Source organism: Serratia sp. LACPHL-BACT-2024-00286 (assembly GCF_043109535.1).
In the GTDB taxonomy this organism is placed as follows: Bacteria; Pseudomonadota; Gammaproteobacteria; order Enterobacterales; family Enterobacteriaceae; genus Serratia; species Serratia sarumanii.
The window spans coordinates 212,890-235,228 of the sequence record NZ_JBICNA010000008.1; the positions used below are offsets into that span (position 1 = coordinate 212,890).

A 22,339-nucleotide genomic window follows, 5' to 3' on the forward strand; every position below is an offset into this window, starting at 1 on the left:
CCTCACTTATCCTTCAATTCGTTTTCCAGTAGGAGATCGCTGACGTGTTTCACCTGGCGAATGGCCGGGCCGAGTTCACGTAGGTCTCCCCGTAAATTGCTCATTTCAAGCTGTAACTGGTGCAAGTCTTTTTGACTCGGTAACCCGGCGATGGTGTTCTCCATGGATTGCAGACGGGTGCGGAACAACTCCAGCTCCTCACGCTTCACATAGGTTTTTGCAAGCAGTAACTGGATCACGTTGACGGCAGACATGAACAACGCCCAAATGATGGCCCAGTTGCCTTTAACGACCTCCCAATCCACGCTGGGCCTCCCGTTGCTCTCTGATTTGTTGGCAGGTCACGCAGCAGACTGCATCAGGTAGCGACGCCAGCCGCCGCGCGGGATTGTCATCCCCGCAGTCATTGCAATAGCCATACTCGACAGGCGCCTCTTTAACCCGGTTTAAATGGGTATTTAACGCTCGTTTACGGTCTTCCATTTCCAGTTCGCTGGCGCGGTCGAACGCATCACCCATCACTTCACCACCGGCAGTTTGTGCTTGCTGGACTTGCTGAAGCGGGCGAACCCATCCAGCGTGCGGAAACCGAGATACCCCAGTGCAGGGGTCGCCAACATCAGGGCGATATCCCAATCCGGCGCGGGCATCGTCAGCACATGACCGGCAGCGGTGGCAATCGCCGCCGCCTGCTGTCCGACAGCCAGTAACAGCACATAGGCGATGGAGCTGTAGAGTGACAGACGCGCCATCAACGGGCGGGTGCGGCGCACATAATCATCAACGGCGTTGTCACCGTTGCGAATGGTCTCCTGCTGTTCGTGGTGGGCTGCCTGCTGATCGGCAAACCTGTTACGCTCACGTTCGGCGTTAATCTTCTCCAGCTCAACCTTGAGCTTCTCCAACTCAACGAACTGTTCCGGGGGAAGCGCCGCCAGCTTTTGTTCAAGCACACGCTGGCGGTCTTGCGGGTTGACGGCACCGTTAACGGCTTCAACCATTCCAGCGACAGCATCTGCTGTTTTGGCCGAACCACTACCGAACAGACCACCGACTGCCCGCAGCACGGACGGCCCGGCTTTCATCAACACCCCGGCGACGGTAGACACGGTTATTGGATCCATGGCAAGAACCCCTTATCGCGAATGATACGAATGACGGATGCACCGGCGACAAAGGCCATCAACTGGATGATGCCAAGGGGGCCAATAGCGATTGAAACTAACCCCACACCGAAACCGATAGACGAGACAACCAAGGAGAGTAAGTCCCGAGCTGTAAGAAGATGGCCAGTATCTTCCAGGCTGTTCCCGACATAGGTCACAGCGCCTGCAACAATTGCCAGAAGCCACCACAGCGCAGAAGCTTGTGGCAGCGTTGTTGCCAGGATTAACGATGCCAACAGCAATGCAGCCGCCAGCCAGACAGAATCAATGATGTTTTTCAGGATGGTTTTCACTGTGCAATTCCTTGTAGCGCTGGCACTGCCAGGCAATATCGCGCGGGCCGACGGATTCCCAGCCCTTCATATAAAAGCTGGCATGAGTGCCATCGCAGCCCCGGTAGTTAACCGGCTCTGGTTTGGGGCCTCCGGCCATGCGATAGAGCACCTCCTTTTTGAGGCGATCGCGGCGGCCCTGGCGCATCGACTCATCCCAGCCTTTACCCATGGTGACTAGCTCCGAACGACCGACGCCGAACCGCCGACGACTTCCCATGCGGTATTCGCCACACTGTCCAGGCGGTTGAACCACCCGTTGAGGTATTTACCTTGGGACGGATTGGACTTGATGATGTCGGCGTAATAGCGGGCGCGGTAGACCAGGAAACGGGCCAGCAGCCATTCAGGGTCGGCGTTCAGGACAGCGCCTCTGGTTTTAGTGCCAACGATGCCGTCAGCGGTTACACCTGCTGCCGACTGCAACAGGGAAATGGCTTTCTTGACGCCATGCTGAACGGCGGCATCAAAGACCAACAGTGAGATGCCGTCCGGCCAGTCTGGGCAGTAGGCTGGATACCAGTAATCGCGGAAATAAATCTGACTAGCCTGTTCAAGGGTCAAGTCTTTGATGCGGGTGTCGGGCTTGCCGTCACCGTCAACGTCGGTCATACCGTCGGCGACACCGTCGCGCTTGTCGGAAATGCCGTACTTGGTCTCACCGCCCTGGTCGGTAGGATCATTGACGTAGCCGCCTTCTTTGCCCAGGACAAAAGCAACGGCATGGGTAAACGCTGGGGTAGGATTGAACTGACTCACATTTGCACCTCTGGAAATCTAACTGGATAAAATAATCAGCAGAGTTCCATAGTGCGGCAGGCATAAAAAAAGCCGGATTAACCGGCTTTAATGCATAGTCTTAATTAACTTTAATTCCAGGTCACAAATCCTTCAATTTTACACGCTATAACTGGCGTACTATCAAAGGCAAGGGCTTTTGCTGAAAACATGTAGCCATTGACCAAATCATTTTCCGCACTCCCCATATTCATGGCGGATTTCACTATCACATTTTTAATTGAATTCAGTTGTTCCAACTCAACCTTTGGCATGACCACTCTGGCCAAGCTAGAGCAAACGGAAACAACATGCGCACCTTCAACTTTTGAGTCTTTTCCTGGCAGCATCATGATTGCTGAAACAGCATTATCAGAAATGGAATAAGCATCACGGCCCACCTGGGCGGTCTTTAATTTCATACCCGAATCAGACTTGGCATCTTGCCATTGATTTTGCTGTACTAAATTCAGAGAGTGAAAATTATTAATCAACTCACTTTGTTTAGGTAAGTATGTATCCGCCTTAACAAGGTTCGAGTTGAAAAATAAAATTGCCATCAGGCCAACAACACTTATCCGTTTCATCTTATCCTCAAAATAGCTGTGGTTGTCTTTTCTGTGTTTCTAGTCGTCTCATCCTTCGGATAGCTTTATACACGGTTTTGAAGGTGACGTGGTAGCGATTCGCCAGCTCCGGCACATTGCGACCATCAAAATCTTGCCAGATCTTCATATCTCTGACCAAGAATTCAAGCGCTTGGCCACGGGGTAAATATACCTGGATACCGCCAATTTGTTTGCTGATCGCTACTACCAGCTCTAATGAGTGGTTTGGATTTCCTCCCAGTCGCTCCAACTCAGTTTTCAGCAGAGCATTCAATTCCGCCAACAAAGCCGGGAACTTCGCTCTCTCGGCTTCATCACCTTCAAGGTGTTCAAGAATACTATCGTCCTGCTCATCGTCGAAAAGCTCCAAATTATCGCTCATGGTTTGCTACCCCCATTGCGTTCAAGCCACTCAGTTCCGCCGGGCAATCTCGACACATCTTGGCCAAGGCGGAACATATTAGCCAAATAATCGTCGCGGTTTTTATCCTGGTCAGTTTCGCGCTTGCTCTCATCGCGTTCGCGTGCGTTGATGTTGCTGGTTTGGGCGAATATCTGCTCAGAGGTGCGATAGACTTCACGTAGATAGCTATGATTGTTCAGCGGTTTTTTGTCGCCGTTGATGCGCTTGGCACGGATGCGTTCCACCGTTTCGCTCAAGGCATGGGTTAGGATCCGCCCAGGCTGGTGCTGCGCCAGCACCTCGTTAACCAGCTTCACCGCTCGTGAGTGCGATAAGTTCGACTTCTCTGGGCGAAACAGCCCGATATACGCCACCATTGCCTTGGCGGCACCTCCGGGTAATTTCGTCAGCAGGGTCAGAAGCTCCCGGCCAGCATCGTCTTCAAGAATTGCATCGAGGTGCAATTCAGAGTGGCAAATAGGACAACGGCCCAGTTTCATAGCGAGTCCTCGTAGGCATCCAAAATAATGTCATAGCTGCGTGCATCATCACCGCTCAGCGGGTGCTGTGGTCGTGGTTTCTTGCGCGCATCCAGCGTCGCCAGCATCAGGCGAATGTGCCACTGCTTCAGACACTCCAGGACGCGAAACGCCAAGAAGCCGTCGAGCCAGCCAACTTCATCAACACCGGCACCACCATTAATTTGGCTGCTCATGCGTTTGACATATTTGTTTAACGCGGTTTCTTCACCGCTTTCGACAAAGCCATGGCGATGCATAGTGGCCCATATGGCGCGGAGCTTGCTGATTTCTTCCACGCGCGGTACGCCTTTGGCATTATCGCGCACGCGCTTCGTGGCCTTCTTGAAACTGCGCTTAAAGCCTTTACTTTGCAGCTCGGCATAGACGTCACGTAGCTCCATGATATTCATCTGACTGCAACTGCTTTTTCCGTTGGCAGCGTTGGCCAGTAATGCGCGATAGGCATCATCGGGAATATTTAGTTTTCCCTTAGCGACATGAATCAATCGAACTAATTGTGGTTTATTCATATTAACCTCGAACCCATAAGATAAAAATCAAACCCAAGGCCCAAAAGCATAACGAAGCGGCGAAAACACAAAACCAGGCTGTCCGTTTCATTTTCTTCCCCTTGATTTAGGCGTAAGCGCGCCCTGGCGCGCCTGCGCCTGATATCCTCATGAATTTATTTAAACTGGAATAAGAGCGGTAACTTTAACGAAATACGGCGCTTTATTTATTTCCACGACAGTGCCTGACTTTGTAAAGTCTCGCGCTGGCCCCAGTATTTTAACCAGTACGAACAAAATTTCCTGTTCAGGCTGATATCGAAATACCGACCCGATTTTATGCTGCCGATTAAACTCGTTGGCGCTGACTTTTTTCATATCAGACCCCCGAAATATCCAGGCTGATTTGCGTGTACTTTCCGCTCTCCTGACGTTCATAAATTCGCAGGTATTGGCTGGTGCCCGTAACCGTTATTGAGTCGGCGATAGCCTCCATCGCCTCACGCCATTTGTCATCATCAATATCCAACTGACGCAAACTAAGCACCTGATTAACATCAATACGGCCTTGCTTGTTTACTCGAAATGCGTGCTCTACGAGTGCTCTAAGATTATCACTGGCACCATCCGACCAGGCGATCAAGCATTCATCAATAAGCTTCTTGGCTGCTTGAATGCGCTCATCAAAAACACGATGATCGCCAATAGCACGCCGCACTTGATAGCGACCATCAAAACTGGTCAGCAACACGTTACCCTTGGCCCCGCCAAACTCCACGCCATACTCGCTAGCAGAAAGGTCAACGAAGTCTTCAATTTGCCCCATTGACTCAATTTTGAAGACAGCCATAACTTCGCGGAGAGTTTTTGCCGCCGCGACAATTTTCATCACGACGTCATCGCGCAGTTTATCGACTGGGCGGATCAAGTCTTCGGGAACCAGATAACCCTGGGCGTTTTTGCGATAGTTGCCATTTTTTAATTCAGTATTCATTTGCTCACCTCAAAAAATCGCATCGTTAATTTGGTCACAGGCTTGCTCCAGCCCATCAATAACTTCTTCTATACAAGAAATTGCGTTTTCAGCTGATTGTCCTATCTCTGATTGCTGCAACCCTTCAGGCATGGAGTCAAAGGCATTTTGTTCTTCATCACGAATATCTTCTACTTCACCTTTTATCTGTTCTATTTTCACAAAAATTTCCGACAGCCTTTTTCTACGGTCTGCGTTCATAGTTGATTATCTCCAATAAATAATGCAGCCCTGAATAGTGGCGGCGGATACAGCATGGTAGTTATGCGCTTTACGCTTCAGGTCAGCGTCTGGCGCAGTGACTTCAACGATGGGCTGAGCACGGCTGATATTCACATGCTTGATTTCTACATTGCGACGTTGCAACCATCCCAGCGCATTCACCAGCTTGGTTGGGTTAATCATGCGGATACTCCTTCCAGGTCTTTAACGGCGGCGCGGATGTGTTTTTCGCTCATCGCTTCGTTGCTGCCACGTGCGAACATTGAGGCCAGGCGGAGCGTATGAGAAATGGTACGTAGCGCACCAGGCTTGTCGGCCAGCGCGTGGATCAGATCCCGTTCTGCTTTACCGTTTAACCCCCAGGCATCGGCAATCGCTTCAACGTCGGCTTTCTTGGTTTTCAGGATGGACACCTTTTTCGCAATACGACTGAACAGGCGGGCAAAGTCCATATTGCGGCTGTTACCCCCCGTGAGTTTGCCGTAAACCTGATGGTTACCAATCAGCGCCAAACCGACACCGGTTTCTTCCTGCAAGATGCGCAGCTCCTCCAGCACGGAGTAGTCCAGGTGATCGGCTTCATCGACAAGTACCACACCATTGGTGCCGCGTAATTTGCGACGGATGGCACGACCTAACTGGCCAGAACGGCGCGGAGCATCACCAATTCCCAGCTCCAATGCCAATTCGTACAGGCACTCACTGAGGCTCGAACGTGATGGTGACACGGTTATCAACCAGACATTGGGACGATCGGCGGCAAACTGCTGAAGCGCGCGTGTTTTACCAACACCAGAGTTGCCATAAATCACTGTGATGCACTGCGCTAATTGCGCATATTGGAGAGCATCCCAAATTTGCTTAACGGTGCGCGTTGGGATGAAGTCAGGGGCCACAGGCATATCATTGGCGCGGCGATTGCGGTTATCCAGCCACACACTGATTTTCGCGGCGACGCCGTTATTATCACCACGATATTCGCCTTTGATGAATTGAGAGATAACGCTGGTTGAAATTCCCGCTTCGCGTGCGACGGCAGCGTAAGTCACATCAGAGCTTTCAACGATGGTGCGAACCTTTGCGCGGACGTCGGCAATCTTCTCTTGTTGTTGGTCTAAATCAATTACGTTTGTCATAATTTTTCTCCATTAAATCTGTTTATTCTGAAACGCGTTATAGAGCTGGCTTACTGCATTGCTAAAGGCTTCTTCTGACTCGTCTTCTTCAATCTGTTCTTCCACAATCTGCCGCCGGAGTGTGTTGCCAACTGGGCGCAGCATTTCTACCACCCGTGATTCCGGCGGTGCTGGTGGTACGGTTTCTGGCATAAGCTCGGCCGCTTCCAGCGCTGACATTCTTTTTGCTGCGGCAGCAGCCTCTTTGGTGCGTTTAACGAACTGAGTGCGGTTACGGTTATGCTCTCTCGCTGCCTGCGTGTCGCCAAAGCCGGTTCTTTCGATGCACGTCGCTTCGCAAATAAAACGCCCGTCGAGCGTGTAGCACAGGACACTCTGATGAAGGTTCTGCGGGTCGAAGCGCACCACAATCTTGTTCGGTTTGACGCCCAGCAATCTTTCGCTGAAGTAGCGGTTTTTTCGAGCCTGTACTTTGCCGCCAGCCTCCATAACAAATGTGCCGGACTCGCTGATCCGCACAGCTTCGGCGGGCAGCAGAAGCAAACGGCGTTGCTCTGGTGTTGCTTTGCGAATGGTGGCTTGCTCATAGCTTTCTTCGAATGCCTGATCAAACGACAAGATGCCCCGGCACATTTCGGTATTACGGTTAGGACGGCGGTTCCAGAATGCGATCCCCTCGGCCAACACCCGCAAGAACTCCTCGGCCTCAATAACCCGGTCACCGTAATTGTCAGGCTTATCCATCGGGTTAGGGCCGGTATGCGCGCCAGCCAGTGCCGGGTGCTTATCGACGGTTTCACCAAGTCCACCGTGAGAGAATGCACGCTCTACAGGCTTCGCCTGGCCATGGCCGCGACCGAATAAGACGCTGGTCCAATGCAGTTCAATACCCAGCAGAGGGATGATCCCTTTAGGGTCGTCCTCTTTAATTTTGAAGCGATAGCGGTTAGGAACACCGCCGGTTGTCCATTTGTTTGCTGCCGCCATCGTGTTATCGATGGTCAGTTTGCGTGGTATGCCATAGCGTTCAATCATGTCCGAAAGAGATAGCCGGATTGAGTCGCTGTTCTCACTGACGTCAGTACGCCAAGCCAGAATTTTTCTCGTCTTCACATCCTGCCAAATCCATGTTTTAGGGCGGATCACTTCACCGTTAAACCAGCGGACAAATACGTTGTGCTGATAGCCGTCGCCGTTCACCCATTCCATCGCGTCGAGATCGGCAACGGTTCGCTCCTGAGAAGGGAATAGACGCATAACAGCGTGCTCGCCTTCGCGCAGCAATACCCGTTGCTCAACAGGAACCTCTCTCTCTAACTTGCGACGAATGGTTGATAGGCTAGGGATTTCCCACCCGCGGGCAGCAGCCGTTTCAGCCAGGCGCGCATAAGCTGTACGTAACGCCGGACGTTCTGGACGCAGGAAATCTGCAAGGAAAAAGTCCCATGCTTCCTGGTCACAATCCGCCTCTTTTTTACGGCGTGTTTCGATGCTTTTGCCGTACTGGCCCAGCAACGCTGCCATCCAATCTTCACGAGAAAACTTACGGGCTGAGTAGTACCAGCGCCGCACTGATGCAACAGAAGCATCGTGTGTTTCCGCTACCGCATCGAATGCGGTTACAACGTCAATGCCGGTATCAATAAGAGCAACGACAGCTTGAACGGCTTCGGTCTTTTTCTGCGCGGCAAGGCGCTGTTTTTCAGTGGCCGATTCCCAATGATGCCAAAGGGCTTCGCGGCAATAAGAGTCCTCTTTACGTTGAGGAACCTTATAGGTTTTTTCTCCAACGCAGACCTCACCACGTTGTTTCAACACGTATGCTCTAGCTACAGGAGCTAAACAGTTGATGTTGTATTCAAACGCTTTGGATCCTTGGCGCTTTCTTCGAATGTCTGGCTGGGCTAACGCTTGCTTATCCATGGCCATTCTCAGGCCACGTTCAGTTGTGGGATATCCTGGTACGCCTAAGATTTCGGTTATCGATAACCAAATGCTGTTGCTCATGCTGACATTGCTCATTACGCAACCTCACCACTGTAGCGAGTTGGCCAAATGTCAGCAGGGCTAACACCAATAACAGTGGCTATAATATTTTCACCTTTAGGCCAATGGCGGTCTAAGGCGTTATTTAAAGTCCGCGCATGCCAACCCTGCGCACGCGATATGGCGGCCAAAGTGGTTCCTTTTTTCTTCACGGCGGCAACAATGTCCGCTCGGTGCCAATCGCTTTTATTGGTTCCATTTGGAGCCAGATTTTGAGAAGCTACGGGGTTATTCATAGTCATAACACCTAATCATTATTCACTGTAATGATAGTGTTGATCCAAAAAGGAACCATGTCAAGGTGAATGATTCCTTTTGGGTTCGGTTGTGGCAGAGAGAAACCACCAATCAAACCGGATTGTAATCAATGAGTTACGAGAAAACTGACAACGGCGAACCCAAAAGGAATCAAAGTCCTTTGGGTGAAAGTAGTAAAGGAAGCGGTTTTACGGAGAGATTGAACCTCATAGTTGGTTCTGAAACGGGCCGTTCGTTTGCCCGTAAGGCTGGCATTCCTTACAGCACATTTCATAAATACCAAGCAGGCACGACCCAGCCGACGTTGGATAACCTGATACTTTTGGCGAACGCGGCTGGTGTAAGTGTTGAGTGGTTGGCGACTGGGAAAGGTGACAACCAAGCCCCCTCAGAACAAACTGAATTTTTGGAAGAGTTCGCGCTGATACCTGGATACAACGTCCAAGTGTCCACTGGGCACGGGACTACGGCAATAGACGGTTACGCCCCCACTCGTTACTTAGCATTCCGTCGCAAATGGTTGTCATTCAGAGGTTTCAATGAAGATGACCTGGTGCTGTTATGGGCCAAGGGAGATTCGATGGAGCCGACAATATCGAACAATGACACATTGGTCGTAAACACTGCTTTTACCAAACCCATTGATGGCAACATTTACGTAATCAGGCATGATGATACATTGTGGGCTAAGAGGGTACAGGTTCAGCCTGGCGCATGGCTTTTGATAAGTGACAACCAAGCGGTTTACCCTCCCATGGAAATCAAACGCGAAGACATGGGAAACTTTGAGGTTATCGGCCAGGTTGTTCACATATCAAAAGACGTGGGAATGTAGGTGGGTTTAAACATCATTTAAACCTGCTGATGCGGATCAGCATCTTTATCAAAATAAGTGGTCACCAATCTGGATCCGCATCCGGTTTCTCATTTTATCCTTCTGGCGTTTTTTTCAACCGAAACGTGGCTAGAACCATCCTAACCCCTTGTCTAGCGTGGGTTAGCCATTCCCGCCTGTTCCCGAAAATTTCCGCCAATTTCCTTATTTCCCTTTATCATTCTTAATGACCCATAACAGCGATTTCCGACTCGCGTCGGTCGGTGCCCAGTTCGCCGGTCAGCACCAGTACCGGCGCGTCCGGGTTGTCGGAGGCGCGAATGGTGGCGATACAGCGATCCGCCGTTTCCTCACCGATCAGCCAGTCCACCACGTAGCCGTCGAACAGGCTTTGCTGCAATGCCTGACAGAAACTGTCGACGTCGTAAAACGCCACCGCGTTGAAGCCGCAGCCGCCGAGATACTTGGCCAGCTCATCGGCCGCCTGATGCGAATCGTCCAATACCGCGATGCTCAGCCGCTCGTCGTCGCCGAAGCCGGGCCGGATTTCGATCAGATCGACGCCGTAACGCGGGCCTGCCGGTGCCTCATCGGCGCGATAGATACGCCACTGCCCTTCCACGCGCAGCGCCACAAATTCCGCCGGCCGCCCGGCAGGAAGCTCATCGCCAATGTGCCCGACGCAAGGCATCGCCACCCCCGCCACGAAAAAGATGGCATCGCGCGCCATGTTTGGCTCGGTGGTCTCGTGTTCGGCGCTCAAATCGGCGATCGCCGCCGGCGTTTCTCCCAACGCGGCCGCGACGCTGTTGATCTGTTCCAGCGTCCAGGGGCTTTGCCCTTTCAGTTTGCGGTGCGCATGTGAAAAACTCAGATCCAAGATGCGGCTGAGCTCGCGGGCATGCTGACGTTTTCCAATCCCGTAATGTAAAAACAGCTCCCTGACCCGATTGGCAATCGACTGTGAATCGAATTTTTGGTGATTGTTATCCATTTGTTCCTTCGATTTTTTTTACTGATTTATCAGTCGTTTTGATTATTTCCGCTGAAAAAGCCACATCTAAAACTGGCATCTCATGCAATTATGCGTTAAAAACGTTGCTTGACATACCATGTTGCATCGTCAAACATGGTATCAAAAGAGACATACAGCAATACACTATAAAAAATAACACCAGCACGTTTTTTAATAATAACCATAGTAACACCAGGGAAAATTTGTTCCGTTGCCGCTACTGAGACGATGAGCACATCGCTTGGACTGCGCAAATCAAACGGGGCTTGAGCCTTTAGCGCTAATCTGTTTTACCCACTTTTAAGCCGGGATCCGTCAGGATCCCGGTTTTTTATTGCCCTGGCGCCGCGCCATCATACGGGCTCACCCCGCAGCCGCAAATAAAAACGGAGCCGGCATGCCGGCTCCGTGGTCATTGCGATGATCGCTGAACGTCAGAAGCGCCAGGTAAAACCGGCGTTGACGCTGTTGTCCTGATGGTTCTGCGACAGCAGCCCGCCGTAGCCCAGCGACAGCGTGGCGTTTTCGTTCACCGCCACTTCCGCCCCCGCCTTCAGCACCATGCCGTCGCGCGAGACCGGCACGCTGTCCACCACGAACGGCGCGTTGCCGCCGTTGAACCGCAGCCCGGTGCCACGCTCCAGCCCGCCGTACTGGTGTTGCCACCCCAGCTCGCTGCGCAGCGCCACCGTCGTTCCCGCGCTCACCTGCCATTCGGTGTCCGCACGCAGACCCAGCGTCGACACCGTCGCGTCCGTGTGCTGCTTGTCGCCGCGCAATGCCGCCGCGCCGCCGCTTTCTGCGATGCCGTTGTTCTCGAAGTTCACGTACGCCAGGTTCACGAACGGCTCCAGGTTCAGCCACTCACCCTGCACGCTGTAGCCCGCTTCCGCGAACAGCTGCTCGGTGCGCGCGCTGTACTTCGCCGTGTCGCGGTCCGACTGCATCCCGTAGTTCACCGACCGCTTGGTGTCGATGCGGTGCCAGGTGTAGCCCGCCCCGCCGCGCAGCGCCAGCGCCCCGAACTGCTTGTCGCCGTACGCCGCCAGGTGGTAGTTGTCGCTGTCCGCCTTCGACCCGTACCCGCCGTGCAGCGAGGTGCGGGTGTAGCCGGTCGCCATCCCCAGCCGCCAGTCGTCCGCCGCCGCCGAGTCCAGCCCCACCAGCACCCCGTAGGTCGAGGCCTGATAGCCGGTAGCATTGGCGTCGCCCGACGCGTGGTCCCACGCCCCCAGCAGCTGCGCCCAGGCACCGCCCTCGTCCGCCTTGATGGCCGACGAGCTCGCCAGCCCTTCCGCCTGACGCAGGCGCCCGTTCAGCGCCTCGCGCAGGTAGCGGCTGTCGTTCACCAGCGCCGAGGCGATGTCCGCATGGATTTGCCCCGACAGCTGACGGAACGCCTGCCGCGCTTCGCCCGCCGTGCCGCTGCCGAGCAGGCTCTCGTACACCGGGTTGCCCGCCGCCAGCGCATCCGCCGCCGCCGCCACCGCCCGCTCGTTCGCCGTCTGCGCCACGCTGGCGAAGCTCGTGCCGTTTCGCCCGACGCTCAGCGTCACCCCGGTCGGCTGGTAGCTCAGCCCGGTACCGAGGAACAGGTAGTTCGGCGCCACCGCGTCAAACTGCCCGCTCACCCCCTGCTGCGCGCTCAGGATGGTGTACTGCTGGCCCAGCAGGCTGCGCACCTCGCTTTGCGTCAGCAGGTTGGGGCTGTTCTCCAGCGTGACCGCCACCTCGCCGCCGCCGATCGTCGCCGATCCGCTGCTCTGGATCCGATCGCTCTGGCCGTTCGGCCCCACTTCCACCGCGTAGCGCGAACCCGGCTCGAAGCTGACGTTGCCGACCACGTTAAGGGTACCGATCGAGTTGCCCGGCGCCACGGTGCCGCCCTGACGGGCGGTCAGCGAACCGACCGTGCCGCTGCCGCCGACAATACCGCCGCTCTGCACGCTGACGGCCGAGGTGACCGAGCCGTTGACTGCCAGCCGGCCCTGATTGACCAGCGTCGGGCCGGCATAGGTGTTGTTACCCGTCAGCACCAGCGTGCCGATGCCCTGCTTGGTCAGGCCGCCGTGGCCGGAGATGTCGTTGCTCCAGAAGTCCAGGCCGCAAAGATCGCTGCTGCAGACGCGCTCGGTCGGTTTGCCCTTGTCCAGCACCGCGCCAACGCCCGGCAGATCCACCACGAACTGGGTCGGGCCGTAAGCCACGCCCGTCGGATCCGGGATGCGGAATTCTTCGGGAATATCCTCGACGGTCGCCAACATGCCAGGGCCGTTGATGGCTTTGCCCAGGTTGATCATCCCCCAGCCGTAGAGCGCGTCGATGCCCGGCGCCCCCATGTCGGTGGCGGTGGTTTTCAGCACTTCCGCCACCTGCGCGCCATTCAGATACGGGAAACGCTCCATCAGCACCGCGACGCTGCCGGCCACGTGCGGCGCCGCCATCGAGGTGCCGCTGTATTTGGCGTAGCCGGTCGTCAGATTCTCCACGCTGGTGCCTTCAATCACCGAGCTGTATACCCGGGTGCCCGGCGCCGAAACGCAGAAGCTGGCGGTGTAGCCGCAGCGGGAAGAGAAGGTGCTGATGCTGTAGTCGCCGCTATTAGAGGGATCCTGCAAGCTGGCGACCGACAGCCAGTTCGGTGCAATCTCCGGCACGAAATAGGCCAGGCCGGCCATGGCATCGGGGTTATTCAGATTGCCGTCGTTACCGGCGGCGAAGATGGTGACCACGCCGCTGCGCGCCGCGTCGATCGCGCCCTGATAGGCGCCGCCGGGCTTGGTGCCGAGGATCTGTTTGATCTGATCGAACTGCTTTTGCGCATCGTTTACCGTGAAGTGTGGATAAGCCGGGTCATAACCCCCCTCCTCAAACTTTTCGGTAATGCCGATGCCCCAGCTGTTGTTGATGATGCGCGCGCCGCTGGCCACCAGCGCATCCCAGCCGGCCTGGTACACCGCGCCGTCGTTGCCGAGGATGATGCCGTCCTCCGGGCCGGGATCGCCGTTTTCGGCGCTGATGATCTGCGCGTTGAACGCCACGCCGTGCATGGCGCCGCCGTCGCGGCTGCCGGCGGCGATGCCGCCCACGTGGGTACCGTGCGAACCGAGCGTGCCATCGGAGTCCACGCTCGGCGTACCGTCATAGCGGAAAGTGTCGCCTTTTTTCACCGGGATATAGGGATCGGTGTATTCGCGGATGCCTTCGGTGACCAAATTGATCACCTTATTCTCACCGGCAAATTCGGGATGCTTGGCGTAGACCGGCTGATCGAAAATGCCAAGTTTGATGCCTTTTCCGGTATAACCAGCGGCGTAGGCCTGGTCGGCGTGGATCGCCCCCAGCCCCCATTCCGCGTTGAACTCACTGCTGCGCCAGCTGGCCGGATCGCCCGCTTTGCCGTTCTCTATATAGCTGGCAGCCTGCGCCCCGCCGATCGCCGTCAGGCAGATCAGCATCGCGCTCCATTGTGCGCGATGAACTCCGATTTCAGGCCAGCCGAAGGCCGCCCGAGCGGATTTGACTCCTCTAAGTTTCTTCTCCATCCCAGATACCGTCCGTTGTTGTTTGCAAATGTTTTATAAGATTTTTTGTGTAACAGTTTGGTAACACCAAATAAATAAAGCACAACAATCTCAAGTGCGCTTAATGTGTCATCCGGCAGTTCGGCGGGAGGAGAGAAAGTTTCAGGGGTGAATCAGGCCAGCGACGATAAGAAATGACAATGACGCTTGGCGGTATCGGAGCGGCGATAGCACGTGAGGGAATAAATATTAATTAACTGATAAATAAAAATATAATTCAGGGGTAAATGAAGGGTGTGGCCGCCTGAAAAGTGCTTAACAGGCGTCTTTTATCACTTTAAATTATAAATTTTGCCAATATTCACTCAGTGAATTATGCTGGTTTTTCAGTCAGGCATCGGCAAAAATTGGATTATCCTGCTGATGTTTTTTTGCGGTTCGTCGCGTCCTCTTCCGCCTGACGAAGGATGGCTTTGGCCATCCATTGCGTGACGTCCTGAATGCTCTCAAGCTCCAGCCCCCAGATATCTTTCAGCACCAGGAACACCTCCGAGCCGTAAATCAGCGAGAAAGCATGAATCACTCTCTGCAGAGAGTCCGGCGGCAGTTTGCCCTGCAGCGGTTCTACCGCCAGCGCCAACAGACGCTTGCGGTTGCCGCGCACGAATTTTTCGCCCGGCGTCGCGTGCGCCCACTGCTGCAAAGAGAGCTGCAACGCCGCGCGCAACGCCCCCTCGTGCCGTTCCATCTGAGGATAGGCGAAGGTCAGCAACTGCTGGATGCGCTTCAGGGCATCATCGTCTTGCGGGCGCCATTCCAGAATAGGCCCCAGGCTTTCCGCCACCACGGCGCTAATCAGCGCACTCTGGGTCGGAAAGTAGCGGTAGGCGGTCGCACGCGATACCTGCGCATACGCCGCCAGTTCGGTGATCGAAGGAAACGCGCCTTCGTCATACAGCGCCATCGCGCTGGCCAGCAACAAACGGTAGGTTTTTGCCCGGGTGGACGTCAGTGAAGGATCGAACGGGGTGGGAAAAGCATTTATCGGCACTTAAACCTCATACATCTGTACATGCTTGCGCGGCTGGAGATACGCCACTGCCGACAGGTTGACGACAAAGGCTCGGCCGCGCAAAAAGCTCAAAAATGAGACAGAAGTCCCATTTTGCACTGAGCTGCCCTTGCAAAAATGATACTGCCGTCTCATTATATAAATACATTAATCAATTTAATTTAAATGCCAACACCAGGGCACCTAAAAAAATATAATGCATTAATTTTTAAAATAAAAATTAGAAGCACCTCGGAAAACCCATGAAAGATACTTCAAATTTTGTCTATATTGCTACCACAGCAGATACGAAAGGACAAGAGTTGGAGTATGTGCGGCGGCTGATTGCCAGCCTGGATTTACCCACGCGAACCGTCGATCTCTCCACCCGTAGCTTGCCGTTTGACTCCCCGGCCGATATCGGCCCAGAAGAGGTCGCTCGCCACCATCCGGCGGGCGCCGGCGCGGTCTTCTGCGCCAGCCGCGGCCAGGCGATCGCCGCCATGGCGACCGCTTTCGAACGCTTTATCCTGACGCGCCGCGATATCGCCGCCCTGCTTGGCCTGGGCGGCTCCGGCGGCACCGCCATCATCACGCCGGCCATGCAGCAACTGCCGATCGGTCTGCCGAAAGTGATGGTCTCGAGCATGGCGGCGGGTGACGTTTCCGCCTATGTCGGCGCCAGCGATATCAGCATGCTGTATTCGGTCACCGATCTCGCCGGCCTGAATCGCATCTCGCGACGGGTGCTGGGCAACGCGGCGCGCCAGATAGCCGGCGCAGTCCGCTTCGCCGCCGTCGACTCTCACGACGACAAGCCGGCGATCGGCCTGACAATGTTTGGCGTCACCACGCCCTGCGTTCAGGCGTTGATTGCCGAGTTGGGATCGCTATGGGATTGTCTGACGTTTCATGCGACCGGCAGCGGCGGCAGAGCGTTGGAAAAACTGATCGATAGCCGCCAACTGCACGGCGCCATCGATTTGACCACCACCGAAGTGGCCGATCACCTGTTTGGCGGCGTGCTGCCCTGCAATACCGATCGTTTCGGTGCCATCGCGCGTACCGGCATCCCGTGCGTGCTCTCCTGCGGCGCGATCGACATGATCAACTTCGGCGCGCCGAACACGGTGCCGGCTCGCTATGCCAACCGTCTGCGCCACCCTCACAACCCGCAAGTGACGCTGGTGCGCACCAGCGCGCGGGAGAATGCGTTAATGGGGCGTTGGATGGGCGAAAAAATCAACGCCTGCGCGGGCGAAGTGCGTTTCGTTATCCCGGCGGGCGGCGTATCGGCTCTGGACGCGCCCGGGCAACCGTTCTGGGATCCGGCGGCGCTGGCCGCCTTTACGCAAGCGCTGGAAGAAACGGTGCGCGCCACCGACAAACGCCGGTTGATAAAAACGCCTTATCATATTAACGACCCGCGCTTTGCTCAGGCCGTTGCCGAGCAGTTCCGGCACATGGTCGGCGGAGAATGATTATCACTCACTGCATAGCCTGCCAGTGATAACGCCAAATAGGAAAAGGGCCAGACAAATAGTCTGGCCCTTTATTATTCACCGCGAGCGGATATTACTGATCGGAGGACATCTGCGCCTTCATTTTATTCATATGGTCCATCATCTTTTGCTCACGTTTCTGATAATTCTCATTGTATTGTTTTTTCTGCTCAGGGGTCAGCAGGTTATACATTTTATTTTCCGCTTTGGCGCGCTCCAGCATGCGTTCGGATTGCGCTTTACCGATCGCGTCAATTTGCGCCTTCGCCTTCGCTTCGTCAAAGCTGTCGGAAGCGACCAGATTGTGCAGCGCCTGGCGCTCCTCTTTCATGCCCGGCCCGCGCTTCTGGTGCGACTCTTTCATGATATCGCGCATCTGCTGGCGCTGCTGCTCGGTCAGGTTCAGCCCGGCGAACGGGCCGCCTTTGCCTTCACCCTTGTGATGCATCATTTTCATCGGCGCCGCATCCGCCGCCGGGGCAGTGGTGTCTGCAGCGAACGCCGCGGAAGCAGAACCCAGGGCCAGCGTGGAAGCAATAAATAAAGCCGTCAATTTACGCATAATCATTTCCTTAAAAGTTTTTCTTCATCAGGAGCGCTGTACGTTAACAGGCTCATTCGTCGTCGGAGATAATAATAGGCTGATAAATTTCAAGTAATGCGAGGGTGTGTAAACTTTTTAAAACCCGTCTCGGATTTATTCACCAATTATGAGAAAACTATGAAGATGGCGTTTATTTGATGGAAATTTTAATTTCCCGGCAACAATCCCCTCGGTGGAGTTATTTTTCCGCTTTCCCCTTACCGTTATAATTTACTCGCCTGCACGGCAACCTTGCATCAACCGTTTTCCGATAACGGGGGGAAGTCAGTACCAGCATCACAGGATCCGATGTTCTCCTACACTTTAAGACAACCGGCCGCCGGGCGACGTTTACACCGCAAAACTAATCATTGCTTATATAATAGTTCCCATCACCCGCTCCGCCTGTGAAAACCTGTTATATGATGCACAGATGCGTACGGCGATCGCTTTCGGGCCAACAGGCTGCCCGGAGCTGTGCTGACCGGCCGCCCGTGCTCTTTTGAGGAATCATCATGCCCGCAGACCAAGGCCCTGAGCTTCTTAACGCCCACTTCGGCACCCAAAGCCCCCACTGGCGGCTGGCGTTTGACAGCAATGCCCTGGAGCTGTCCGCCGTTAAAGGCAAAGCCCACGTCGCGGTGGCGCTCAGCGCCATGGAAGCGGCGAAAATCCGTCGCCTGACCGGCGTCACCGCCAGCCTGGAGCTGACCATTACGCTAGCCGGTGCACCGCTGCATCTGCATCTGGTCGGGCGCCGCGTCAACAACCTCGAATGGGCGGGCACCGCTTCCGCCTTCAGCGACACCCAATCTGTGGCGCGCGACCTGGTGCACGGCCTCTCCTTCGCCGAGCAGGTGGTGTCCGAAGCCAACTCGGTGATCGTGATCGTCGATCAACACGGCCGCATTCAGCGTTTCAACCGGCTGAGCGAGGAGTATACCGGGCTGCACGAACACGAGGTGATCGGCAAAAACGTTTTCCAGCTGTTTATGAGCCCGGAAGAAGCCGCCGCTTCGCGGCGCAACATCGCCGGCTTCTTCCGCAACGGTTCGTCCTATGAGGTGGAACGCTGGGTAAAGACGGTCAAGGGCGAACGGCTGTTCCTGTTCCGCAATAAGTTCGTGCACAGCGGCAGCGGCAAAAACGAAGTCTTTCTGATCTGCTCCGGTACCGACATCACCGAAGAACGCCGGGCGCAGGAGCGACTGCGGGTGCTGGCCAACACCGATCTCATCACCGGCCTGCCGAACCGTAACGCCATCCAGGACAAGATCAATCACGCCATCGCCACGCGCGGCGAAGAGAGTTTCGGCCTGGTGTACCTCGATCTCGACAACTTCAAAAAGGTCAACGACGCCTACGGCCATATGTTCGGCGATCGGCTGCTGGTCGAGGTCGCGCTGGCGATCCTCGGCTGCCTGGGCCCGGACCAGGTGCTCGCCCGCCTCGGCGGCGACGAATTCCTGGTGCTGGCACCGCAAACCGATCGCGAGCGCCTGCAAACGCTGGCGCAGCGCATCATCGACAGGCTGAAAACCCCTTTCCGCATCGGCCTGATTGAGGTGTATACCGGCTGTTCGATCGGCATCGCGCTGTGCCCGGAGCACGGCAACGATCTCGACAGCCTGATCCGCAGCGCCGATACCGCCATGTACGTCGCCAAGGAGCACGGCAAACGTACCTATACCGTCTTCTCGCCGGAGATGAATAAACGCGTCGCCGAATACATGTGGCTGGACACCAACCTGCGCAAAGGGCTGGAGCAAAATCAGCTGGTGCTGTATTACCAGCCGAAAATCGACGCGCGCAGCGGTGAAGTGCACAGCGTGGAAGCGCTGGTGCGCTGGGATTCGCCGGAGCGCGGCCTGATCCCGCCGCTGCAGTTCATTTCCTATGCCGAGGAGTCCGGCCTGATCGGCCCGCTCGGCCAATGGGTGCTGCAGACCGCCGCCGGGCAGGCGGCGCAGTGGCAAGAACAGGGCTTGAATCTGCGGGTGGCGGTCAATCTCTCTGCCCGTCAGCTGGCCGATGACAGCATCGTCAACGACCTGCTCGGGGTGCTGCGCCGTCACCGCATGGCCCCCTGTCTGCTGGACTTCGAGTTGACCGAAAGCAGCCTGATTGAAGACGAGAACCGCGCGCGCGCGTTGATCACCCGGCTGCGCGAACTGGGCGCGCAGGTGCATCTCGACGACTTCGGCACCGGCTATTCGTCGCTGGCGCAGCTGGCGCGCATTCCTCTGGACGCCATCAAGCTGGATAAAAGCTTCGTGCGCGGGGTGAATTTCAACCCGGTATCGCAATCGTTGGTGCGCGCGATCGTTGCGGCGGCGGAGGCGTTGGCGTTCCGGGTGATCGCCGAAGGGGTGGAGACCGAGAGCGAAAACCACTTCCTCGACGAGGTCGGCGTGGACGAAAAACAGGGCTTTCTGTTTGCGCGGCCAATGCTCCCGGAACAGCTGGAGCATTGGCTGCAGTCCTATCGCCCGCGCTCACCCTCCGCATGAGGCGGGCGCGTTAAGGTTAGCCGGCACGACGCAGGTTCAGGGTATGGCGATCCTGCAACATCACCAGCCGCTCGATGTAGGCGCGGTCTTTTTCCTCAATGGTAAAGGCCGAGTGCACCCAATCTTCGGTAATGTCCATCAGCTCGGAGCGCGTCAGCTGCAACACGCGCTGACGCGCCCGCAGCATGGCGCGCATGCCGTTGAGCTTCGGCCGAATGGTATCGATAAAGGTGCGCGTCGCCATGTAGGCGTCGCCGGGCTGGAACAGCTGATCCACCAGCCCGCGGCTCTCGAACCACTCTGCGGTGTGCGACTCGCCGCCCCAAATCAGCTCCTCGGCCAAGCGCATGCCCGCCTTGCGCGCCACCAGCGAGTAACCGCCCATACCGGGAAACAGATTGAACGCGATCTCCGGAAACCCCATGCGCGCATTGTTCTGCGCCAGCACGAAATGGTGCGCCAACGCCGCTTCAAAGCCGCCCCCCAGCGCGCTGCCTTCGACCATCGCAATGCTGACCGCGCCGGTGTCGAAACCGCGAGCCGCCGCATGCACGCAGTCGATGCAGGCGCGCGCGTAGGCCATCATCGCCTCGCGCTTGCGGTTTTTGATCGCGTCGGCGAAGAACTGCAGATCGCCGCCGACGTTGAACATGTTCGGCACCAGCGAGCCGGTGACCCAGAAATCGAACCGCAGCGAAGATTCCTTCGCCGCCTGCGCCAGCGTCATGATGTCTTCGATCAGCGCCTGGTTGAAGCAGGGGCGCGGCGCGGCGCGCAGCAGCATCCACATGATGTGCCGCCCCTCTTCATAGTAGGCGGACAGCTGCGACAGATTGCCCGCTTCGGTAAACGGGCGGCAGGTGGGGTGATTAAGCAATTTCATAAGACCTTCCAGTTTTTCTGTTGATGACGGATGAGACCGTTCCAGCCCCTACGGCTGCAGCGGAGCGGCGAGCGGCAAAGCGCAACGCCACATCATGAGTAAACGCTTTCTCGCCGACGAAACAGATAAAAATTGGAGGTAGGAAAGTGAAAAAAACCGAGGCGCCACGGGGTTTTCATAGGAATTTTACCTATCTGCCCCTCCCCGGCATTTCATGCCGGGCGCTAACGCGCTAAGCTCGGAAAATGACCGTTTACCGCCCCGGCGCTCAAAACGCCGCGGGGCTTTGGCTATAATCAATGCTGAAACATGCCGTTTAACGTTAAGGAAATCGTGAAGTAATGCCTACAGGACCAGACCAGGAACGCCGCCAGCCCGCACAAGACACGCCGCCGAAGCCGCTTATCGCCATCAAGACCGGCCATGAGACCCTCGACCGCCGCATCGGTGGTTTTTCACGTCTGATTGAACGCATCAAAGCCTGGCCGAGCGTGGCGCACCTGCTGCGCGCGGCCGAACGCTTTAACGATCGGCTGGGTAGCCAGTTCGGCGCCGCCATCACCTATTTTTCATTCCTCTCGCTGATCCCGATCCTGATGGTGTCGTTTGCCGCCGCCGGCTTCGTGCTGGCCTCCAATCCGGATCTGCTGGCCCGCTTGATCAACCGGATCGTCGGCAGCATCAGCGATCCGACGCTGGCCAGCACGCTGAAGAACACCGTCAATACCGCCATTCAGCAGCGCACCACCGTGGGGTTGACCGGCCTGGCGCTGGCGCTCTATTCCGGCATCAGCTGGATGGGCAATCTGCGCGAGGCGATCCGCGCGCAGTCGCGCGATGTCTGGGAGCGCAATCCGCAGGATCAGGAGAAAATCTACTTCAAATACACCCGCGACTTCATCTCGCTGACCGGCCTGGTGGTCGCGCTGATTATCACGCTGTCGCTGACCTCGGTCGCCGGGTCGGCGCAGGCGGCGATCGTCAACGCGCTGGGGCTGGACGGCATCGAATGGCTGCGGCCGGCGCTGACGACGATCGCGCTGTCGATCTCGATCTTCGCCAACTATCTGCTGTTCCTGTGGATTTTCTGGATGCTGCCGCGCCACAAACCGAAGAAAAAAGCGCTGCTGCGCGGCACCTTGCTCGCCGCCATCGGCTTTGAAGTGATCAAGTTCGTGATGACCATGACGCTGCCGCAGGTGGCGAAGTCGCCTTCCGGCGCGGCCTTCGGATCGGTGATCGGGCTGATGGCGTTCTTCTACTTCTTCGCTCGTTTGACGCTGTTTTGCGCCGCCTGGATCGCCACCGCCGACTACAAAGGCGACAAAGCGTTGCCGGAACGCGAGCCGCCAGCGCGCTGAAGCCATGCAATCGTGCCGGTGTTATCGCACACACCGGCACGTTAATCTGGTTAACAGCCAAAAA

At 56.0% G+C, this 22,339-nt stretch carries 25 protein-coding genes and 1 pseudogene; 4 read left to right on the forward strand and 22 right to left on the reverse strand.

Annotated features, from left to right (window positions below):
* Positions 1-2 precede the first annotated feature (2 nt).
* The 17 genes from ACF8MC_RS22130 to ACF8MC_RS22210 all read right to left on the reverse strand — a co-directional run bounded on the left by ACF8MC_RS22130 (position 3) and on the right by ACF8MC_RS22210 (position 8,989).
* Positions 3-305, reverse strand: a complete 303-nt coding sequence (locus ACF8MC_RS22130) for a DUF2730 domain-containing protein (protein ID WP_060430672.1) — start codon at positions 303-305, stop codon at positions 3-5.
* Positions 286-519 carry a TraR/DksA family transcriptional regulator gene (locus ACF8MC_RS22135; protein WP_392424005.1) on the reverse strand — a complete coding sequence of 78 codons (234 nt, stop codon included), beginning with the start codon at positions 517-519 and terminating at the stop codon, positions 286-288. Before ACF8MC_RS22135 ends, ACF8MC_RS22130 begins: the two co-directional genes overlap by 20 nt.
* A complete protein-coding gene (locus ACF8MC_RS22140) occupies positions 519-1,124 on the reverse strand; it encodes a hypothetical protein (RefSeq protein WP_197842193.1) in 606 nt (201 codons plus the stop codon). The genes ACF8MC_RS22135 and ACF8MC_RS22140 overlap by 1 nt, the downstream gene beginning before the upstream one ends.
* On the reverse strand, positions 1,112-1,459 hold the full coding sequence (locus ACF8MC_RS22145; RefSeq protein WP_197842194.1) for a hypothetical protein: 348 nt from the start codon (positions 1,457-1,459) through the stop codon (positions 1,112-1,114). The genes ACF8MC_RS22140 and ACF8MC_RS22145 overlap by 13 nt, the downstream gene beginning before the upstream one ends.
* Positions 1,431-1,670 carry a hypothetical protein gene (locus ACF8MC_RS22150; RefSeq protein WP_169540820.1) on the reverse strand — a complete coding sequence of 80 codons (240 nt, stop codon included), beginning with the start codon at positions 1,668-1,670 and terminating at the stop codon, positions 1,431-1,433. The genes ACF8MC_RS22145 and ACF8MC_RS22150 overlap by 29 nt, the downstream gene beginning before the upstream one ends.
* A gap of 5 nt (positions 1,671-1,675) precedes the next feature.
* Entirely contained in the window at positions 1,676-2,257 is a 582-nt protein-coding gene (locus tag ACF8MC_RS22155) for a glycosyl hydrolase 108 family protein (RefSeq protein ID WP_197842195.1), read from the reverse strand.
* A gap of 110 nt (positions 2,258-2,367) precedes the next feature.
* A complete protein-coding gene (locus ACF8MC_RS22160) occupies positions 2,368-2,862 on the reverse strand; it encodes a hypothetical protein (RefSeq protein ID WP_197842196.1) in 495 nt (164 codons plus the stop codon).
* Positions 2,863-2,869: 7 nt separating this feature from the next.
* Entirely contained in the window at positions 2,870-3,265 is a 396-nt protein-coding gene (locus ACF8MC_RS22165) for a Mor transcription activator family protein (RefSeq protein ID WP_197842197.1), read from the reverse strand.
* Entirely contained in the window at positions 3,262-3,786 is a 525-nt protein-coding gene (locus tag ACF8MC_RS22170; protein ID WP_197842198.1) for a hypothetical protein, read from the reverse strand. Before ACF8MC_RS22170 ends, ACF8MC_RS22165 begins: the two co-directional genes overlap by 4 nt.
* Positions 3,783-4,337 (reverse strand): phage protein GemA/Gp16 family protein, encoded by a 555-nt coding sequence (locus tag ACF8MC_RS22175; RefSeq protein ID WP_197842199.1) that lies wholly within the window; start codon positions 4,335-4,337, stop codon positions 3,783-3,785. Before ACF8MC_RS22175 ends, ACF8MC_RS22170 begins: the two co-directional genes overlap by 4 nt.
* Positions 4,338-4,496: 159 nt before the next feature.
* Positions 4,497-4,694 carry a hypothetical protein gene (locus ACF8MC_RS22180; RefSeq protein ID WP_197842200.1) on the reverse strand — a complete coding sequence of 66 codons (198 nt, stop codon included), beginning with the start codon at positions 4,692-4,694 and terminating at the stop codon, positions 4,497-4,499.
* Position 4,695: 1 nt separating this feature from the next.
* Entirely contained in the window at positions 4,696-5,310 is a 615-nt protein-coding gene (locus ACF8MC_RS22185; protein WP_103826602.1) for a DUF3164 family protein, read from the reverse strand.
* A gap of 9 nt (positions 5,311-5,319) precedes the next feature.
* Complete coding sequence (locus ACF8MC_RS22190; RefSeq protein WP_197842201.1) at positions 5,320-5,550, reverse strand: hypothetical protein; 231 nt, start codon at positions 5,548-5,550, stop codon at positions 5,320-5,322.
* Between the two features lie 6 nt (positions 5,551-5,556).
* Positions 5,557-5,754: a hypothetical protein gene (locus tag ACF8MC_RS22195; RefSeq protein WP_103826604.1), complete on the reverse strand. Its 198-nt coding sequence runs from the start codon at positions 5,752-5,754 to the stop codon at positions 5,557-5,559.
* Positions 5,751-6,707, reverse strand: a complete 957-nt coding sequence (locus tag ACF8MC_RS22200) for an AAA family ATPase (protein ID WP_103826605.1) — start codon at positions 6,705-6,707, stop codon at positions 5,751-5,753. Before ACF8MC_RS22200 ends, ACF8MC_RS22195 begins: the two co-directional genes overlap by 4 nt.
* 12 nt (positions 6,708-6,719) lie before the next feature.
* Complete coding sequence (locus tag ACF8MC_RS22205; RefSeq protein WP_392424010.1) at positions 6,720-8,729, reverse strand: transposase domain-containing protein; 2,010 nt, start codon at positions 8,727-8,729, stop codon at positions 6,720-6,722.
* The gene (locus ACF8MC_RS22210; RefSeq protein WP_197842202.1) at positions 8,729-8,989 is read right to left on the reverse strand and encodes a helix-turn-helix domain-containing protein; all 261 of its coding nucleotides are present in this window, start codon (positions 8,987-8,989) and stop codon (positions 8,729-8,731) included. Before ACF8MC_RS22210 ends, ACF8MC_RS22205 begins: the two co-directional genes overlap by 1 nt.
* Positions 8,990-9,120: 131 nt before the next feature.
* On the opposite strand from ACF8MC_RS22210, the gene ACF8MC_RS22215 reads away from it, so the two are divergent.
* On the forward strand, positions 9,121-9,846 hold the full coding sequence (locus tag ACF8MC_RS22215) for a S24 family peptidase (protein WP_197842203.1): 726 nt from the start codon (positions 9,121-9,123) through the stop codon (positions 9,844-9,846).
* Positions 9,847-10,084: 238 nt separating this feature from the next.
* Here the strand turns inward: ACF8MC_RS22215 and ACF8MC_RS22220 are convergent.
* The 3 genes and pseudogenes from ACF8MC_RS22220 to ACF8MC_RS22230 all read right to left on the reverse strand — a co-directional run.
* Positions 10,085-10,840 (reverse strand): annotated as a pseudogene (locus ACF8MC_RS22220) (helix-turn-helix domain-containing protein); the annotation flags it as partial.
* A gap of 455 nt (positions 10,841-11,295) precedes the next feature.
* Positions 11,296-14,319: an autotransporter serine protease gene (locus ACF8MC_RS22225; RefSeq protein ID WP_164105611.1), complete on the reverse strand. Its 3,024-nt coding sequence runs from the start codon at positions 14,317-14,319 to the stop codon at positions 11,296-11,298.
* A 478-nt stretch (positions 14,320-14,797) separates the two neighbouring features.
* A complete protein-coding gene (locus ACF8MC_RS22230) occupies positions 14,798-15,436 on the reverse strand; it encodes a TetR/AcrR family transcriptional regulator (RefSeq protein WP_033636396.1) in 639 nt (212 codons plus the stop codon).
* A gap of 263 nt (positions 15,437-15,699) precedes the next feature.
* Here ACF8MC_RS22230 and ACF8MC_RS22235 point away from each other — a divergent pair, with 263 nt between their 5' ends.
* Positions 15,700-16,917, forward strand: a complete 1,218-nt coding sequence (locus tag ACF8MC_RS22235; RefSeq protein WP_049212973.1) for a Tm-1-like ATP-binding domain-containing protein — start codon at positions 15,700-15,702, stop codon at positions 16,915-16,917.
* Between the two features lie 94 nt (positions 16,918-17,011).
* On the opposite strand, the gene spy is transcribed toward ACF8MC_RS22235, so the two are convergent.
* Positions 17,012-17,500: an ATP-independent periplasmic protein-refolding chaperone Spy gene (gene spy, locus ACF8MC_RS22240; RefSeq protein ID WP_033636398.1), complete on the reverse strand. Its 489-nt coding sequence runs from the start codon at positions 17,498-17,500 to the stop codon at positions 17,012-17,014.
* 536 nt (positions 17,501-18,036) lie between these two features.
* Here spy and pdeR point away from each other — a divergent pair.
* Positions 18,037-20,031 (forward strand): cyclic di-GMP phosphodiesterase, encoded by a 1,995-nt coding sequence (gene pdeR, locus ACF8MC_RS22245; protein ID WP_039569730.1) that lies wholly within the window; start codon positions 18,037-18,039, stop codon positions 20,029-20,031.
* A gap of 16 nt (positions 20,032-20,047) precedes the next feature.
* Here pdeR and ACF8MC_RS22250 read toward each other — a convergent pair whose 3' ends face one another.
* A complete protein-coding gene (locus ACF8MC_RS22250; protein ID WP_033636400.1) occupies positions 20,048-20,914 on the reverse strand; it encodes a crotonase/enoyl-CoA hydratase family protein in 867 nt (288 codons plus the stop codon).
* A gap of 341 nt (positions 20,915-21,255) precedes the next feature.
* Here ACF8MC_RS22250 and yhjD point away from each other — a divergent pair, with 341 nt between their 5' ends.
* Positions 21,256-22,275, forward strand: a complete 1,020-nt coding sequence (yhjD, locus tag ACF8MC_RS22255; RefSeq protein WP_033636401.1) for an inner membrane protein YhjD — start codon at positions 21,256-21,258, stop codon at positions 22,273-22,275.
* Positions 22,276-22,339: the final 64 nt, after the last annotated feature.